14 protein-coding genes and 1 pseudogene are annotated in these 15598 nt (G+C 60.4%); 13 read left to right on the top strand and 2 right to left on the bottom strand.

The genetic code is table 11. The features are described 5' to 3' along the window. Both xth and erpA read right to left on the bottom strand, forming a co-directional pair. Window positions 1-792: an exodeoxyribonuclease III gene (gene xth / locus AC1D35_RS28635; RefSeq protein WP_113311627.1), complete on the bottom strand. Its 792-nt coding sequence runs from the start codon at window positions 790-792 to the stop codon at window positions 1-3. 121 nt (window positions 793-913) lie between these two features. Beyond that, window positions 914-1246: an iron-sulfur cluster insertion protein ErpA gene (erpA, locus tag AC1D35_RS28630; RefSeq protein WP_113295721.1), complete on the bottom strand. Its 333-nt coding sequence runs from the start codon at window positions 1244-1246 to the stop codon at window positions 914-916. A 220-nt stretch (window positions 1247-1466) separates the two neighbouring features. On the opposite strand from erpA, the gene AC1D35_RS28625 reads away from it, so the two are divergent. The 13 genes and pseudogenes from AC1D35_RS28625 to AC1D35_RS28565 all read left to right on the top strand — a co-directional run. Continuing rightward, window positions 1467-2684 carry a deoxyguanosinetriphosphate triphosphohydrolase gene (locus AC1D35_RS28625; RefSeq protein WP_113311592.1) on the top strand — a complete coding sequence of 406 codons (1218 nt, stop codon included), beginning with the start codon at window positions 1467-1469 and terminating at the stop codon, window positions 2682-2684. 62 nt (window positions 2685-2746) lie between these two features. Continuing rightward, window positions 2747-4504 carry an arginine--tRNA ligase gene (gene argS / locus AC1D35_RS28620; RefSeq protein ID WP_113311593.1) on the top strand — a complete coding sequence of 586 codons (1758 nt, stop codon included), beginning with the start codon at window positions 2747-2749 and terminating at the stop codon, window positions 4502-4504. A gap of 61 nt (window positions 4505-4565) precedes the next feature. Further along, complete coding sequence (locus AC1D35_RS28615) at window positions 4566-7880, top strand: SPOR domain-containing protein (RefSeq protein ID WP_477941306.1); 3315 nt, start codon at window positions 4566-4568, stop codon at window positions 7878-7880. 109 nt (window positions 7881-7989) lie between these two features. After that, the gene (gene nagZ / locus AC1D35_RS28610; RefSeq protein WP_113311629.1) at window positions 7990-9003 is read left to right on the top strand and encodes a beta-N-acetylhexosaminidase; all 1014 of its coding nucleotides are present in this window, start codon (window positions 7990-7992) and stop codon (window positions 9001-9003) included. Window positions 9004-9019: 16 nt separating this feature from the next. After that, window positions 9020-9880 (top strand): segregation and condensation protein A, encoded by an 861-nt coding sequence (locus tag AC1D35_RS28605; RefSeq protein ID WP_477941303.1) that lies wholly within the window; start codon window positions 9020-9022, stop codon window positions 9878-9880. Next, window positions 9877-10599 (top strand): SMC-Scp complex subunit ScpB, encoded by a 723-nt coding sequence (gene scpB / locus AC1D35_RS28600; protein WP_477941301.1) that lies wholly within the window; start codon window positions 9877-9879, stop codon window positions 10597-10599. The genes AC1D35_RS28605 and scpB overlap by 4 nt, the downstream gene beginning before the upstream one ends. A 183-nt stretch (window positions 10600-10782) precedes the next feature. Then, entirely contained in the window at window positions 10783-10974 is a 192-nt protein-coding gene (locus tag AC1D35_RS28595; protein ID WP_113295716.1) for a twin-arginine translocase TatA/TatE family subunit, read from the top strand. Window positions 10975-11025: 51 nt separating this feature from the next. Then, window positions 11026-11637 carry a Sec-independent protein translocase protein TatB gene (gene tatB / locus AC1D35_RS28590; protein ID WP_113311596.1) on the top strand — a complete coding sequence of 204 codons (612 nt, stop codon included), beginning with the start codon at window positions 11026-11028 and terminating at the stop codon, window positions 11635-11637. After that, on the top strand, window positions 11634-12461 hold the full coding sequence (tatC, locus tag AC1D35_RS28585; protein ID WP_113295714.1) for a twin-arginine translocase subunit TatC: 828 nt from the start codon (window positions 11634-11636) through the stop codon (window positions 12459-12461). Before tatB ends, tatC begins: the two co-directional genes overlap by 4 nt. Window positions 12462-12554: 93 nt before the next feature. Further along, window positions 12555-13838: a serine--tRNA ligase gene (gene serS, locus AC1D35_RS28580; protein WP_113311597.1), complete on the top strand. Its 1284-nt coding sequence runs from the start codon at window positions 12555-12557 to the stop codon at window positions 13836-13838. 4 nt (window positions 13839-13842) lie between these two features. Continuing rightward, entirely contained in the window at window positions 13843-14616 is a 774-nt protein-coding gene (gene surE / locus AC1D35_RS28575) for a 5'/3'-nucleotidase SurE (protein ID WP_113295712.1), read from the top strand. Continuing rightward, entirely contained in the window at window positions 14613-15266 is a 654-nt protein-coding gene (locus tag AC1D35_RS28570) for a protein-L-isoaspartate(D-aspartate) O-methyltransferase (RefSeq protein ID WP_113311598.1), read from the top strand. The genes surE and AC1D35_RS28570 overlap by 4 nt, the downstream gene beginning before the upstream one ends. Window positions 15267-15428: 162 nt before the next feature. Beyond that, window positions 15429-15598 (top strand): annotated as a pseudogene (locus AC1D35_RS28565) (peptidoglycan-binding protein); the annotation flags it as partial.

Raw genomic sequence — 15598 nt, 5'->3', positions numbered from 1 at the left:
TCAGGCAGCAAAATCGAAGTAAGCTACGACAGGCACGTGGTCGGACGGCTTTTCCCAGGCGCGCACATGCTTTTCGATCGCCGCTGACGTCATGCAGTCAGCTGCTTCCGGTGACAGCATCAGATGGTCTATGCGGATGCCGTTGTTCTTCGGCCAGGCGCCGGCCTGATAATCCCAAAAGGAATAGAGCGCTGTCGCATCCGTCGCCGAACGTACGGCGTCGACGAGGCCAAGATTTTCCAGCCGGCGGAAGGATTCGCGCGTTTGCGGCAGGAAGAGCGCATCGCTTGCCCAGACCTTGGGGTCGAAGCAATCATGCGGCTCGGGGATGACGTTGTAGTCGCCGGCGAGAATGAAAATTTCCTCGAATTCCAGACGCTCGGCCGCGAATTTGCGCAGGCGCTCCATCCAGGCGAGCTTGTAGGGGTATTTTTCCGTTTCCGGTGGGTTGCCGTTCGGAAGGTAGAGGCAGCAAACGCGCGCCACCTTGTTGTCGGGCAGCGAGAAGACGGCTTCGAGGAATCGCGCCTGCTCGTCGAGCGGATCGCCCGGCAGGCCGCGATTGACTTCCGAAGGCGAGCTCTTGGAGAGAATGGCAACGCCGTTGAAGCCCTTCTGACCATGCGTTTCGACGTGGTAGCCGAGCGCCTCGATCTCCAGCCGCGGGAAGCCTTCGTCGACCGTTTTGATTTCCTGCAGGCAGACGATGTCGGGACTGGAATCCTTCAGCCATTGCGTCAGGTTGTCGATGCGCGCCTTGACGCCGTTGATGTTCCAGGTCGCGATCTTCATGGCTTCCATCCTGCTCTCTGTCTCGAGCGTTCTTGTATCGCGCTCCGGCGCCGTCGGACAAGACACGAAACCGGCCGGAAGAAAATCTTCGGCCGGTTGGATGTGGAAAGCAGATGTTGGATCAGATTGCGAAGCTGGTGCCGCAGCCGCAGCTTGCCACTGCATTCGGATTATTGATCTGGAACGACTGGCCGAGCAGATTGTCGACGAAATCGATCTCCGAGCCGGCCATGTAGACCAGCGAGAGACTGTCGATCAGCACCTTGGCATCGTTCTTCTCGACGACAAGGTCGTCTTCTGCCGGCGCATCGACAAGGTCGAACTTGTAGGAAAAGCCGGAACAGCCGCCGCCTTCGACGGAGACGCGCAACGCGCTCTTGCCGGGATCGCTGCCGACAATGGCCGCAATACGCTTTGCCGCGGCATCGGAAAGGGTTACATTCACTTCAGTCATTTTTCCTCCTGCCGGGGTCAAGTTCCGGAGAGAATTCTTTTTCGGCGTTTGATATTCAAACGCATGATATCAAAGAAACTTATCATGTTCCCTAGGTAAAGGACAGGATCTGGCGAAGCGGACGATGAAGCGCCTCTTTGCCGTTTCTATGGGCTATAGGTATGAAGAGTGGAAAGCGGCGTCAATGGGCAAGGCTGCAACGCATTAGTGACGGTGAAGAATGAGCTTCGACAGGCATGCATTGGGTTTCGGTTATGGCGAACGGGCGGTCTATGCGGCAGATCCATGGAATTCGCGCGGACGTCTCTATGCGGAAGGCGGCAGCCCGACGCGTTCCGACTTCCAGCGTGACCGCGACCGCATCATCCATACGACGGCCTTCCGCCGGCTGAAGCATAAGACACAGGTATTCATCGCCCAGGACGGCGACCATTATCGCACACGCCTCACGCATACGATCGAGGTAGCGCAGATCGCCCGCGCGCTTGCCCGCGCCCTGAAGGCTGATGAGGATCTGGCCGAGGGCGTGGCGCTCGTCCACGATTTCGGCCACACGCCCTTTGGCCATACCGGCGAGGATGCGCTGCACGAAGAGCTGCTGCCCTATGGCGGCTTCGACCACAATGCCCAATCCTTGCGCATCGTCACCAAACTTGAGCGGCGTTATGCCGAATTCGACGGCATCAACCTGACCTGGGAAAGCCTCGAAGGTCTTGTCAAGCACAACGGTCCGCTGCTGACGGCCGATGGTGTCGGCACGCGCGGACCGGTGCCGCAGCCGATTCTCGATTATTGCGAGCTGCACGATCTGGAGCTTGAGAGCTATGCAAGCCTCGAAGCGCAGGTGGCGGCGATCGCTGACGACATCGCCTACAATACGCATGATATCGATGACGGTCTGCGCTCCGGCTATCTGAATTTCGAGATGCTGGAGGAAATTCCGTTTCTTGCCGGGCTCATGGCCGAGGTGCGGGAGCGCTACCCGCATCTGGAGCCGAGCCGTTTCACGCATGAGATCATGCGCCGACAGATCACGCGCATGGTCGAGGACGTCATCGGCGTGGCGCAGAAGCGTCTTGGGCAGTTGAACCCGCAAAGCGCCGACGATATCCGCAAGGCCGACCATGTGCTCGCGACGTTTTCGGATGAAATGTCCGAGACCGACAGGCAGATCAAGGCGATGCTCTTCAAGCGCATCTATCGCAATCCCGATATCATGCGCATTCGCGCGGGTGCTGCCCAGATCGTCAAAGACTTGTTTGGCGCTTACATGGCCAATCCCAAGGAGATGCAGAGCCATTATTGGGTCGACCATATCGCAGGCCTTTCCGACGCGCCGAAGGCCCGCCATGTCGGCGATTATCTGGCCGGCATGACGGACACCTATGCCATCAGTGCCCACAGGCGATTGTTTGACCACACTCCCGATTTGCGATAGGCAGCAGCCGCCCGGCAGCCGCCGGCGACCCTGTTGGCACAGCCTGTGCATGGAAGAATGCGATGAACCTTTTTACCGATTTTGAAGCCAGGATTAAAAACGCCCTTGAACAGCTCGAGCTGGTCAAGGAAAAGCGATCCGAGCTCGATTTCGGTCGCATTGCAGTCGAACCGCCACGTGACGCGACCCACGGCGACGTGGCAACCAATGCCGCCATGGTGCTCGCCAAGCCGCTCGGTACCAATCCGCGTGCGCTTGCCGAAATCATTATCGCCAAGCTGCAGGAAGACACCGATGTCGCCGAGGTTTCCGTCGCTGGTCCCGGCTTCATCAATATCAGGCTTTCCGTTGGCTACTGGCAGCGTGTGCTCGATGCGATGATCCGCACGGGCACGGATTACGGTCGCTCCGTGCTGGGGCAGGGCAAGAAGGTCAACGTCGAATACGTTTCGGCCAATCCGACTGGCCCGATGCATGTCGGCCACTGCCGCGGCGCCGTTGTCGGCGATGCGCTGGCAAACCTGCTGGCCTTTGCCGGCTACGATGTCGTCAAGGAATATTACATCAACGACGCCGGCTCGCAGATCGATGTGCTCGCCCGCTCCGTTTTCCTGCGCTACCGCGAAGCGCTTGGCGAGAGGATCGGCGATATCCCGTCCGGCCTGTATCCGGGTGATTATCTGGTCCCGGTCGGTGAATCGCTCGCTGCCGAATATGGCGTACGCCTGCACAACATGCCGGAAGAGCAGTGGATGCCGATCGTCAAGGATCGCGCCATTGAGATGATGATGGTGATGATCCGCGAGGATCTCGCAGCCCTCAACGTCCATCACGGCGTCTTCTTCTCTGAGCGCACCCTGCATGCCAATGGCGCGGCTGCGATCCGCACTGCCATCAACGACCTGACCTTCAAGGGCTATGTTTACAAAGGCACGCTGCCGCCACCGAAGGGCCAGTTGCCTGAGGATTGGGAGGACCGCGAACAGACGCTCTTCCGCTCGACCGAAGTCGGTGACGATATCGACCGTCCGCTCATCAAGTCGGACGGCTCCTACACCTATTTCGCCGCTGACGTTGCCTACTTCAAGAACAAGTTCGACCGCGGTTTCGACGAGATGATCTATGTGCTCGGCGCCGATCACGGTGGTTACGTGAAGCGTCTGGAGGCGGTCGCGCGTGGTGTTTCCGAAGGTAAGGCCAAGCTGACGGTGCTGCTCTGCCAGCTCGTGAAGCTGTACCGCGACGGCGAGCCGGTGAAGATGTCGAAGCGCTCGGGCGATTTTGTCACATTGCGCGATGTCGTTGAGGAGGTCGGACGTGATTCGGTCCGCTTCATGATGCTTTATCGCAAGAATTCGGAGCCTCTGGACTTCGATTTCGCGAAAGTAACGGAGCAATCCAAAGATAATCCGGTCTTTTACGTGCAGTATGCACATGCTCGCTGCATGTCCGTCTTCCGGCAGGCCAAGGAGGCCTTCCCGGACTTCGCCCCGACTCCCGAGCTTTTGGCGCAATCCGTTGCAGGCATTAGAGATTCTGCCGAATTACAGCTGATTGCCAAGGCCGCGGAATTCCCGCGCGTGGTCGAAAGTGCAGCCCAGTCTCAAGAGCCGCATCGCATCGCTTTTTACCTCTATGATCTTGCCAGCGCCTTCCACGCTCACTGGAACAAAGGTAAAGATCAGACTGAATTACGATTTGTTAACGATAAGAACCGAGAATCGAGTACTGCCAGACTTGGGCTGGTGTACGCCGTCGCGTCGGTTTTGAAGTCGGGACTTGCCATTACAGGCACTGCCGCACCGGACGAAATGCGATAACGTCACCATTTACCCACAATGCGCTGGCATTGAAGTGTTAGCGTTTTTGAGTGGGATGGGCATGGCTGATAAACGACTTGCGTATGACACGCGCGGTAAAGACGATATGTTTGCCGACGATGATCCGTTGGCGGAACTTGCTCGTATCGTCGGCTTTGAACCTCGAATTGCGGCCAATACTGTAAGCGAGCCCGAACGGCAGGAGCCGTCTCTCAATCTTGAGGACGAGCTTCTCCGCGAGTTCGAGCGTTACGATACGCCGCGTCCCCTGGCTGCTCTCGATCACCCGGCAGAGCCAACCACCCGGGAAGTCGAAACCTACGAATATGTCGAGCCGGTCCAGGACGAAGTGCCCTCGATCGGCGAAGAGCTTTCTCTGTCGGTTGCGACCGATTTCGAGACACCTGTCGTCGAGCCCGAGCTTCCGGAAGCAGTTGCCGTCGCTCCCGAGGTGGCCCCTCCGGAGCCGGTTGCACTCGATTGGGAGGCGCCTGTCGCAACCGATTGGTTGCCTGCGCCGTCCAGGCCTGTCGCTGTTTCCGCGGAACCTCCGCTTACTTTCACGGCCTATGGTGGCGCCCGCGATCTGATTGAGGAGCTTGAGCTCTCGATCGGCGGCGCTGCTCCTGTCGCGCCACCCACTCAGCCGCCGGCAAAGGCGCCTCAGTGGTCGGCCGCCAGCATTCGTCTTCCGCTTGCCAATTTTCACGCGCCGCGCCGGGAAGGGCCGGTCGTCGAGACTCCGCTTGTTGAGCCGGCTCCGGTTGAAGCCTTCACGAGCGAACCTGAATTTGTTGCAGAACAGGAATTCACGGTCGAACCCGAAGTGGTTGTGCCTGATGTAGCTGAAGAGCCTCTGCCGGTCGCGGCGGTTGAAGCTGCGGATTTCGAGCCGGTTGCGGCATCTTTCGGTTTTCCGGCGGAGATCGATCGCCACGAAGAGGTCGCCCTTCCTGAAGAGCCTGTCGCAACGCTTGATGACGTTGCTGTCTTCGAAGAGCGGGCCGAACCCGATAATGYCGGTTTCGATCTGATCGCCGCTGCAGTCGAAGGTGATGTCCATCCCGATGCGGCTCTGACGGAAGCGCTGCCGGAACCTGCCTTTGATGYGGATGCTTTCGTTCTCGACGATCTCCTGGCGGATGTCTCCCGTTATCCCGTGCCGCAGCGCCCTTCATCGCCCGTTGTGGCTGAATCTGTCGCTGCTGCACCGGAGCCTGTAGTTGCGCCGCCGGCACCGCAGGTCGCGCCGGTTCCTGCTGCTCCCGTTTTCGAGGCGCCGGTCTTCGAAGCGCCCATTTTTGAACCGCCTGTTTTCGAGACGCCTGTCTTCGAGGCGCCTGTTGCTCGCGCAGCCCTACAGCCGACGGTCATTGCGCCCGTACCGATGAGCCGTGCGACGCCCGTTCTTCGCCAGCCTGAAGCGGCGAATCCGGTCGTTCAGGCTCCGGTAGAGCCGGTTTCTCAGCCTATCGCTCCTGCTCCCGTCGTCGCGCGCCAGCCGGAACTGGAAGCTGAAGATCCGTTTGCCGGCCATGATTTCGAGCTGGATCTCGCCGGTATCGAACTTGAACTCGCCGATCTCGACTTCTCTGAGTCGCCGGCTCCGCAGTCGAAGCCGGAGCCCGTGCGTGCAGCACCTGTGGCCGCAGCACAGCCGGCGGCGCGTCCGCAGCCAGCACCGGTTTTCGTGCCGCAGCCGCAGCCTGCTCCGGTCAGCTATGCCAAGCCGGTGCGGGCGATCGAATCCACCGACGATCTGCCATTCGATCCGTCGATGATCTCCGATCCGGAAGATCGTCCCGAGACGGTCGAGGACATGCACGTTCCGACGCTGCCGCCTGTCGAGCATCCTGAGCCTGTAGCCAAGACCGCCGATTTCGATTTCGATCTCGATGCCGAGATCGCAAGCTTCTTCGAGCCTGCCAAGCGGCAGGAGAAGGCGCCTGTCGCCCCGGCTTGGGCACCCCCGGCCGCTGCTGCAACGGCAGCCGCTGTCGCCAAGCCGACAAGCTCCGCTTTCGCAGACGGGCTTGATGATTTCGAACGCGCACTGGAGGAGGACTTCCGCCGCAGTGTGCGCGAGCCGGTCGAGCGCCGCGAGAACGTTTCCGAAGTCCATATCGAATCCGCCAGCCAGACCGCGGATTTCAACCGTGCCCGCTCCATGCGCCGCCTGCTGGCCGCAGCCGCTACGCTGGTTGTTTTTGCCGGCGGCGCTTACGGTGTCTACACCTGGGTTTCCAACGGTCCAGGCCTCAGCATCGTCAGCTCCGGCGAGCCGCGTGTCATCACTGCCGATAAGGAACCGGTAAAGGTCGTTCCTGAAAATCCGGGCGGTAAGACCGTGCCGAACCAGGACAAGGCCGTTTATGACCGGGTCGCAGGTTCAGCCGAAGAGCCGAAGCAGAAGGCGCTGGTTTCCTCCGATGAGGCACCGGTCGATGTCGTCCAGCGCACGCTGACGCCTGAAGTTTCGCCCGATGACGATGAAGGCAGTGCCGATCCGGTTCTGCCGACGGCTGTCGGCGAGACGCAGGATCCGCGCCTGCTGCCCGAGCAAAACAACACTGCGGATGCCTCTGCGTCCGGTGACGATGAGACACCGTCCGTTTCGCCTCGCAAGGTCCGCACGATGATCGTCAAGCCGGACGGCACGCTCGTCGCCCGCGAAGAGACGGCGCCTGCCGATCAACCCGCACCGGCCAATGACGTGGCATCGGCAACGCCTGCAGCCCAGCCGGCGACGACGCCGTCTGCTGCAAGCTTCCCGGCAAACACCGGCAATCAGGTCGCCTCTGCTGCACTTCCGCCCGTCGGAACGGCGCCTGCAGCCCCGCCGGCTCAGACGACGGCCAAGGTGGCTGAGGTGAACGCCGCCAATGCAGACCAGGTCGATCCGCCGGTTCGCGCAGTGAAGACGACGCCGATCACCGATGCAGCCCCCGCTGCGACGACCGATACGGCGCCTGTCCCGACGGCCCGCCCGGCCAATCAGCCGGTCAATGTCGTCGGCACGGTAACCGAGAACGGCAATGTTCGCCCGACGGCCCAGCAGAAGCCGACGCAGGTCGCTTCTGCACCGGCAGCAGCCGCTGCCCAGCCGGCACAGCAGGCTCCGGCCGCCGCAAGTGGTGGCTATGGCATCCAGATCGCATCGTTGCCGTCAGAGGATGAGGCGAAAAAGTCGTACGCCAGCCTGTCGAAGAAGTTCGGCGGTGTGCTTGCTGGCCGCGCTTATGAAATCCGCAAGGCCGATATCGCCGGCAAGGGCACTTTCTACCGCGTCCGCATCCCGGCCGGCTCGAAGGACGAAGCTGCCGCCCTTTGCGAGCAGTATCGGTCCGCCGGTGGAAGCTGCCTCATTTCGCGCTGAGCTTTTTGGATATTCCTATCGGAGCGGCGGGCTTGCCCCGCCGTTCTTTTTTTGTGGGATCGCGCTTGACCTTGCTCGCAATTCGCGGGGCGGCCCTTATGATTCGAGTATGACCGAATCAAAAGCAATGATCCTCGGCTGCAGCGGCCTCAAGCTGACCGACGAAGAGAAGGCCTTCTACAGGGCTGAACGCCCTTGGGGCTTCATCCTCTTCGGGCGAAATATTTCCGAAGCGCAGCAGATCGGCGATCTTGTTGCCGAGCTGCGCGAATGTGTCGGCTGGCATGCGCCTGTGCTGATCGATCAGGAAGGCGGACGTGTCCAACGTATCCGTCCGCCGATCCTGCAGCATTATCCGCCTGGACAGGCGCTCGGCGATCTCTATCGCCGCGACCGCTCGCTTGGGTTGCGCGCCTCCTGGTTGATGTCACGCTTGCACGCCTTCGATCTCCAGCGGTTCGGCATCAATGTCGATTGCCTGCCGGTGCTGGACGTGCCGGTTGAAGGCAGCAGCAATGTCATCGGCAACAGAGCCTATGGCGGCGATCCCGTCACCGTAACGGAAATGGGCCGGGCAGCCGCCGAGGGATTGAAAGCCGGTGGCTTGCTTCCGGTCATGAAGCACATGCCGGGCCATGGGCGTGGCTTTGCGGATTCGCATCTGGAGCTGCCCGTTGTGACGGTGTCGCGCGAGGAGCTTGCAGCCCACGACTTCCAGCCCTTCGTTGACATGAAGGACGAGTTGATGGCGATGACCTGCCATGTCGTCTTCACGGCGATCGATCCGGATAATCCGGCGACCACTTCCCGGAAGGTGATCGATGAGGTGATCCGCACCGAGATCGGCTTCAAGGGATTGCTACTGTCAGACGACACCTCGATGAACGCGCTTTCCGGCACAATTGGCGAGCGTGCGGCGAATATCATTGCCGGTGGCTGCGATATCGTGCTGCACTGCAACGGCCATATGGACGAGATGCGCGATGTCGTGGCAAATGTTCCACCGCTGACAGGCCCCGCGCACGAGCGGGCACGAGCGGTGGAGGAAGGTTTTCCGACGCCGGATGCTGCGGACGAGGCGGCGATAAGGGCAGAATTCGACGCCATGTTTGCGATAGCTTGAGCAGAGGCAGGGTAGGGTGAACACGATCAAGAGCACGGACCGATCTCAGGCGGCGTCGACGCCGATGGACAAGCTGTGGCAGGAGAATGGCTCTGAGCGTTCCAGCCACGAGCCCGCGCTGGTCATCGATGTCGCCGGCTTCGAAGGTCCGCTCGACCTGCTGCTTTATCTTGCCCGTAATCAGAAGGTCGATCTGTCGCGTATTTCCGTTCTGGCGCTTGCCGAGCAATATCTGCAGTTCGTCGAAAGCGCGCGGCGTATCCGCATTGAGCTTGCCGCCGACTATCTCGTCATGGCAGCCTGGCTTGCTTATCTGAAGTCTCGACTGCTGATCCCGCAGCAGGTCAAGGACGATRGCCCTTCGGGCGAGGAGATGGCCGCAACGCTTGCCTTCCGCCTGAAGCGTCTGGAAGCGATGCGCCAGGTTGCCGATGGCCTCGTCAACCGCAACCGGCTCGGCCGCGATATCTTCGCCCGCGGCGCACCCGAGCATATCCCGGATCGCCAGCAGTCCGATTATGATGCAAATCTCTATGACCTGCTGAGCGCCTATGCGGCGTTGCGCCAGCGTCACGCGATCACTCAGGTGACTATCGAACGCCGCACTGTCTGGTCGCTCACCGATGCTCGTGAACTGTTGACACAACTGATCGGCGATATCGTCGACTGGACGGTCCTCGAACAATATTTGCTGCGCTATCTCGCAAGCCCTGCCGAACGCGTCACCGCTATTGCCAGCGCCTTTGCCGCCTCGTTGGAGCTGGCGCGCGAAGGCAAGCTCGAACTACGCCAGGACGGCGCCTTCCAGCCGATCTACATGCGCCGCGGCCCGAACCATGCCACCCTGCAGGTGGTCGAACAGGAGCAGTCGGATTGATCGACGCGCGAGACGAGGATTTTGAAGGCGAAGACTTGGAAGGCGAKGGCGCTTCCCGCGATCTGCAGGCCGAGATTGAAGCGGAGCGCATAGCCGAAGCGCTGGTTTTCGCCTCCGCCCAGCCGGTATCCGAAAGCTTCATCACCGAACGCCTGCCGAAGGGCTCGAATGCGCATGAGATCATGCTGCGCCTGAAGGAGCAGTACGCGCCGCGCGGCGTCAATCTCGTCCAGGTCGACAGCGCCTGGGCCTTCCGCACTGCCGCCGATCTCTCCTTCGTCATTCGCCGCGACGAGAACGAGGTTAAAAAGCTTTCCCGCGCAGCACTCGAAGTGCTGGCGATCATCGCCTATCACCAGCCGGTGACGCGCGCCGAGATCGAAGATATCAGAGGCGTCCAGACCTCCCGTGGCACACTCGACGTGCTGATGGAAGCAGGCTGGGTGCGTTTCCGCGGTCGCCGGCGCACACCTGGCCGTCCGGTCACACTTGGCACGACGCGGGACTTCCTCGACCATTTCGGCCTCGAGGAATTGCGCGACCTGCCGGGTCTCGAAGAATTGAAGGGCGCCGGCCTCCTGTCGGGCCGCATTCCCGCCAATTTCAATATTCCGTCTCCCCTGATGAACGACGAACTGACCGAGGACGAGGACCCGATCACCCAGTTGGATCTCGAGGAACTCGGACTGCTGGCCCCCGGCGGCGCTTCCGAGGAATGACGAAGCTTGGTCTTGCTTTTGCCACGCCCGCGCAAAACAATGTCAATCACGACTTTTCGATGGATGAATGACTTGTCACAAAGGCCGATACCGTGACATTAAGCTCAATCCAGAAGGATTGATGTTGGAAACCGTATCGGAAATTCTTACATCGAAGGAACATCGCAACAGGGAGTATGCGTAATGGGTTCTTTTAGCATGTGGCACTGGCTTATCGTTCTGGCCATCGTGCTGTTGTTGTTCGGTCGCGGCAAGATCCCGGAACTGATGGGCGACGTCGCCAAGGGCATCAAGAGCTTCAAGAAGGGCATGACCGACGAGGACGCGCCGGAGACGGGCAAGACCGTTGATCACAAGGCCGACGAAACGAAGTAATCACCTACGGGAAAGGGCGCAGCCCCCGCGCCGCCCGTTCAGGAGCCTTGCATGTTCGATATTGGCTGGACCGAGCTTTTGGTTATCGCGGTCGTTTTGATCGTGGTCGTCGGTCCCAAGGATTTGCCGCCGATGCTGCGCGCTTTCGGCAAGATGACTGCACGTGCCCGCAAGGTCGCGGGCGAATTTCGTGCCCAGTTCGACGAAGCGCTGCGCGAAGCCGAGCTTGACGACGTGCGCCGCACGATCAGTGACGCCCAGAGTCTGAACCCGGTCAACAGCCTGCGCGAGGCGATGAACCCGCTGCGCCAGATGGGCAACGAGATCAAGGCCGACCTGCAGAATTCGACGAAAGTCGATACGCCGGTAGAGCAGGGCGGTGGGAACAAGACGGAAGTGCCTCCTGCGGACGTGTCTGTGCCGGTGCCTTCGATGAGCTTGCCGGAGACACCACCGATCGTTCCCGCGCCTCAGCCTGTTGCGACGGTTGCCGTGACCGAAAAGCCAAAGGCCGTACGCAAGCCGCGCGTGAAGGCGGCAGACAAGGCTGCCGAGGTCGCACTGGTTGCCGCCCCGGTTGAAAAGCCGAAGCGCGCTGCGGCAACGAAGAAGCCGACCGAAGTCAAGACGCCGGCCGTAAGAAAAAAGAAGGATGAGGCATGAGCGGTGAAACAGAAGACAAGCCGCAGCCGTTGATTGAACACCTCATGGAGCTGCGCAAGCGGCTCATCTGGTCGATTGCGGCATTTTTCATTGCCTTCATCGTGTGCTTCGTTTTCGCCAAGCATATCTTCAACTACCTCGTCTTCCCCTACAAGCTTGCTGTCAGCTGGGCTCATCTCGATGTCGAGAAGGCGCAGCTCATCTATACGGCACCGCAGGAATTCTTCTTCACGCAGGTCAAGGTTGCCATGTTCGGCGGCCTGGTGATCGCTTTCCCGATCATTGCAGCGCAGATCTACAAGTTCGTCGCTCCCGGCCTCTACAAGAACGAACGCCAGGCCTTCCTGCCGTTCCTTGTCGCTTCGCCGATCCTGTTCCTCATGGGCGGCGCGCTGGTCTATTTCTTCTTCACGCCAATGGTCATGTGGTTCTTCCTGTCGATGCAGCAGGCACCGGGCCATGACGAGGTGGCGATCTCGCTCCTGCCGAAGGTTTCGGAATATCTGAGCCTCATCATGACGCTGGTCTTCTCCTTCGGCCTCGTCTTCCAGCTTCCGGTCATCACCACGCTTCTTGCCCGCGTCGGGCTTCTTACGTCGCAATGGCTCTCCGAAAAGCGCAAGTTCGCGATCGTGCTGGCCTTCGTCGTGGCCGCGGTCCTGACGCCGCCCGATCCCATGTCCCAGATCGGCCTTGCGCTGCCGACGATCCTTCTCTACGAGATTTCCATCTACGCGGCACGACTCGTGGAGCGTCAGCGTTCCAAGCAGGCGGTTGAAGAGGCCTCCGAATCCTCCGATGTCGCCAAGACGGACAGCGTCTGAGCGCATCAGGACATTTCTCTGAGTTCTGCCGTTTCCCATCCGGTCGGGGTTTCCTCCGACCGGTTCATTCTGTTGAAACGATCTGGAACGACGATGCTCGATATCAAATGGATCCGTGAGAATCCCGAGGCTCTCGATGCTGCCCTTGCAAAGCGCAGTGCGGAACCTCTGTCGCAATCTCTGATCGCCCTTGACGAAAAGCGCCGCTCCGCCGTGCAGAAGGCGCAGGATCTGCTCGCCCGCCGCAATGCCGCCTCCAAGGAGATCGGTGCTGCCATGGCGCAGAAGAACACCGAGCTTGCCGAAAAGCTGAAGGCCGAAGTCGCCGACATCAAGGTGACGCTGCCGGCAGCCGAAGAGGAAGAGCGCACGCTCTCCGCCGAACTCGCCGATCAGCTGTCACGCATCCCGAACGTGCCGCTCGACGAGGTGCCGGTCGGCAAGGACGAACACGACAATGTCGTGACCCGTACCGTCGGCGAGAGGCCGCGCTGGAACCATAAGCCGAAAGAGCATTTCGAAATCGGCGAAGCCCTCGGCTATATGGATTTCGAGCGCGCCGCCAAGCTCTCCGGCTCGCGCTTCACGGTTTTGACCGGTCCGCTCGCCAGACTGGAGCGTGCGCTCGGCCAGTTCATGATCGATCTCCACACGACCGAGCATGGCTACACCGAAGTTTCCTCGCCGTTGATGGTGCGCAACGAGGCACTGTTCGGCACCGGTAATCTGCCGAAGTTCGAAGAGGATCTCTTCAAGACGACGGATGGCCGCTACCTCATTCCGACTGCGGAAGTGACGCTGACCAACCTGGTTCGCGAGGAAATCCTCGATCAGGAAAAGCTGCCGCTGCGCTTCACTGCGCTCACGCCGTCCTTCCGTTCGGAGGCAGGCTCTGCCGGCCGGGATACGCGCGGCATGCTGCGCCAGCATCAATTCTGGAAGTGCGAGCTGGTCTCGATCACCGACGCTGAAAGCTCGCTCGCCGAGCATGAGCGCATGACGGCCTGTGCGGAAGAGGTGCTGAAGCGCCTCGGCCTGCATTTCCGCACCATGACGCTGTGCACCGGTGATATGGGCTTCGGCTCGCGCAAGACTTACGACCTCGAAGTCTGGCTGCCGGGACAGAACGCGTTTCGCGAAATCTCGTCCTGCTCGGTCTGCGGCGATTTTCAGGCGCGTCGCATGAACGCCCGCTACCGCGGCAAGGACGACAAGGCGACAAAGTTCGTCCACACGCTGAACGGCTCCGGAACGGCGGTCGGCCGTTGCCTGATCGCGGTTCTCGAAAATTATCTGAACGAGGATGGTTCGGTCACGATTCCGGACGTTTTGCAGCCCTATATGGGCGGCCTGACGAAGATCGAACGGGCGGCCTGAGATAATGCGCATCCTGCTGACGAATGACGACGGTATCCATGCCGAGGGCCTGGGTGCGCTGGAACGGATTGCAAGGACGCTTTCGGACGACGTCTGGATCGTCGCTCCCGAAACCGACCAGAGCGGCCTTGCGCATTCGCTCAGCCTTTCGGAGCCGCTGAGGCTCCGGAAGATCTCCGACAAGCACTACGCGCTGCGCGGCACGCCGACCGATTGCGTCATCATGGGCATCAAGCAGGTGCTGGACATCAAGCCGGACCTGGTACTGTCAGGCGTCAATTCCGGCTCCAACGTCGCCGACGACGTAACCTATTCCGGCACGATCGCCGGCGCCATCGAGGGCACGATGCAGGGCGTGCGCTCCTTCGCCCTCAGCCAGGCCTATGTCTATGATGACGGCGCGCGCATCCTGCCCTGGGAGGTCTGCGAAGCGCATGCGCCAGCGCTGCTCGAAAAGTTGATGACGGTCGATCTGCCCGAGGGCACCTTCCTGAATCTCAACTTCCCGAACTGTCGTCCTGATGAAGTCGAGGGCGTGGAGGTGACGGCGCAGGGCAAGCTTGCCTTCAACCTGCAGGTCGATGCGCGCACCGATGGCCGCGGCTTTCCCTATTACTGGCTGAAATTCGGCGAACGTGCCGGCGCCTTCACCGAGGGTAGCGATATTCACGCGCTGAAGCATAATAAGATTTCGGTAACACCTTTGAAACTGGATCTGACCGATTATTCCGTGACGGACCGCGTGGCGCGGGCCCTCGGACATGGAGTAAAGGGGTGACGGCGAAACTGGCCGAGAAGGAAGGCTTTGCAGCGCTGGTCCTCAGATTGCGCGCAGAAGGCATTTCCGACATCGATTTGCTGACCGCAGTCGAGCAGACACCGCGCTCGCTCTTCGTGCCGCCGCAGTTCGTCGAGAATGCCTATTCCAGCCGCACCATTCCGATTGATTGCGGTTCCTTTCTCGAAGGCGTCGATTTTGCCGTCCGCCTTCTGCATCATCTGAAAGTCCGCCCCGGCCAGCGCGTACTCGAAATCGGCACAGGCAGCGGCTTCACCGCGGCGGTCATCGGTCGTATTGCCGAACGCGTGCTGACAGTCGATCGCTATAAGACGCTGACGCTTTCGGCGCAGCGCCGCGTGGAAACTTTAAGCCTGCGCAACATCATCATCCGTCAGGCCGATGGCAGCGCCGGCATGCAGGGCGAGGGCACCTTCGATCGCATCCTGGTCACCGCTGCCTTTAGTTCCATGCCGCGCTTCTATTCCGATCAGCTCGTTTCCGGCGGCTCCATGATCGCGCCGCTGATCATCTCCGAAAATGAATGCAGGATGGTTCGCCTGACTAAAACCGGCAGCCGCTTTGAGCGGGAAGAGCTCTTCGACGCTCCCTACCTGCCGATCATTCCCCGGCTCGCTTCTCAGCTTTAACCGGCATCTGGCTCAAGGGCCGGCGGGCTATGATTTTTCGCCCGCAAACTATGGTTATCAAGTTCTCAAAAATATAGCACTGATTCCAGCATCTTAACCGCGTGGTAATACTAACGCGCTTTAATAGATTCACAAATGGTTGCGTTCTAAGTGGGTCGAGTCATGCGTTTCAGTCTTTCGCCGAAGTTTGGGAAGTCGGCTGGTAACCTCCTGGTCGTCGCCTTGCTGGCGAGTGCAGCAACAGGCTGCAGCTCCGATGTGACACGGTTCGGTAGTCTGTTTTCCTCCTCAGGGCAGGATCAGATGACGACAAATTCCATCCCCCGCAGAGG

This window comes from Rhizobium sp. P1_E6, from assembly GCF_056405875.1.
This window is presented reverse-complemented; position numbering and strand designations above follow the sequence as displayed.

Bases quoted from the DNA above. Each gene is read 5' to 3' on its own strand.
- argS (WP_113311593.1), top strand. From the start codon at position 2,747: ATGAACCTTTTTACCGATTTTGAAGCCAGGATTAAAAACGCCCTTGAA.
- xth (WP_113311627.1), bottom strand. From the start codon at position 792: ATGAAGATCGCGACCTGGAACATCAACGGCGTCAAGGCGCGCATCGAC.
- AC1D35_RS28595 (WP_113295716.1), top strand. From the start codon at position 10,783: ATGGGTTCTTTTAGCATGTGGCACTGGCTTATCGTTCTGGCCATCGTG.
- AC1D35_RS28625 (WP_113311592.1), top strand. From the start codon at position 1,467: ATGAGCTTCGACAGGCATGCATTGGGTTTCGGTTATGGCGAACGGGCG.
- erpA (WP_113295721.1), bottom strand. From the start codon at position 1,246: ATGACTGAAGTGAATGTAACCCTTTCCGATGCCGCGGCAAAGCGTATT.
- surE (WP_113295712.1), top strand. From the start codon at position 13,843: ATGCGCATCCTGCTGACGAATGACGACGGTATCCATGCCGAGGGCCTG.
- tatC (WP_113295714.1), top strand. From the start codon at position 11,634: ATGAGCGGTGAAACAGAAGACAAGCCGCAGCCGTTGATTGAACACCTC.
- nagZ (WP_113311629.1), top strand. From the start codon at position 7,990: ATGACCGAATCAAAAGCAATGATCCTCGGCTGCAGCGGCCTCAAGCTG.
- tatB (WP_113311596.1), top strand. From the start codon at position 11,026: ATGTTCGATATTGGCTGGACCGAGCTTTTGGTTATCGCGGTCGTTTTG.
- serS (WP_113311597.1), top strand. From the start codon at position 12,555: ATGCTCGATATCAAATGGATCCGTGAGAATCCCGAGGCTCTCGATGCT.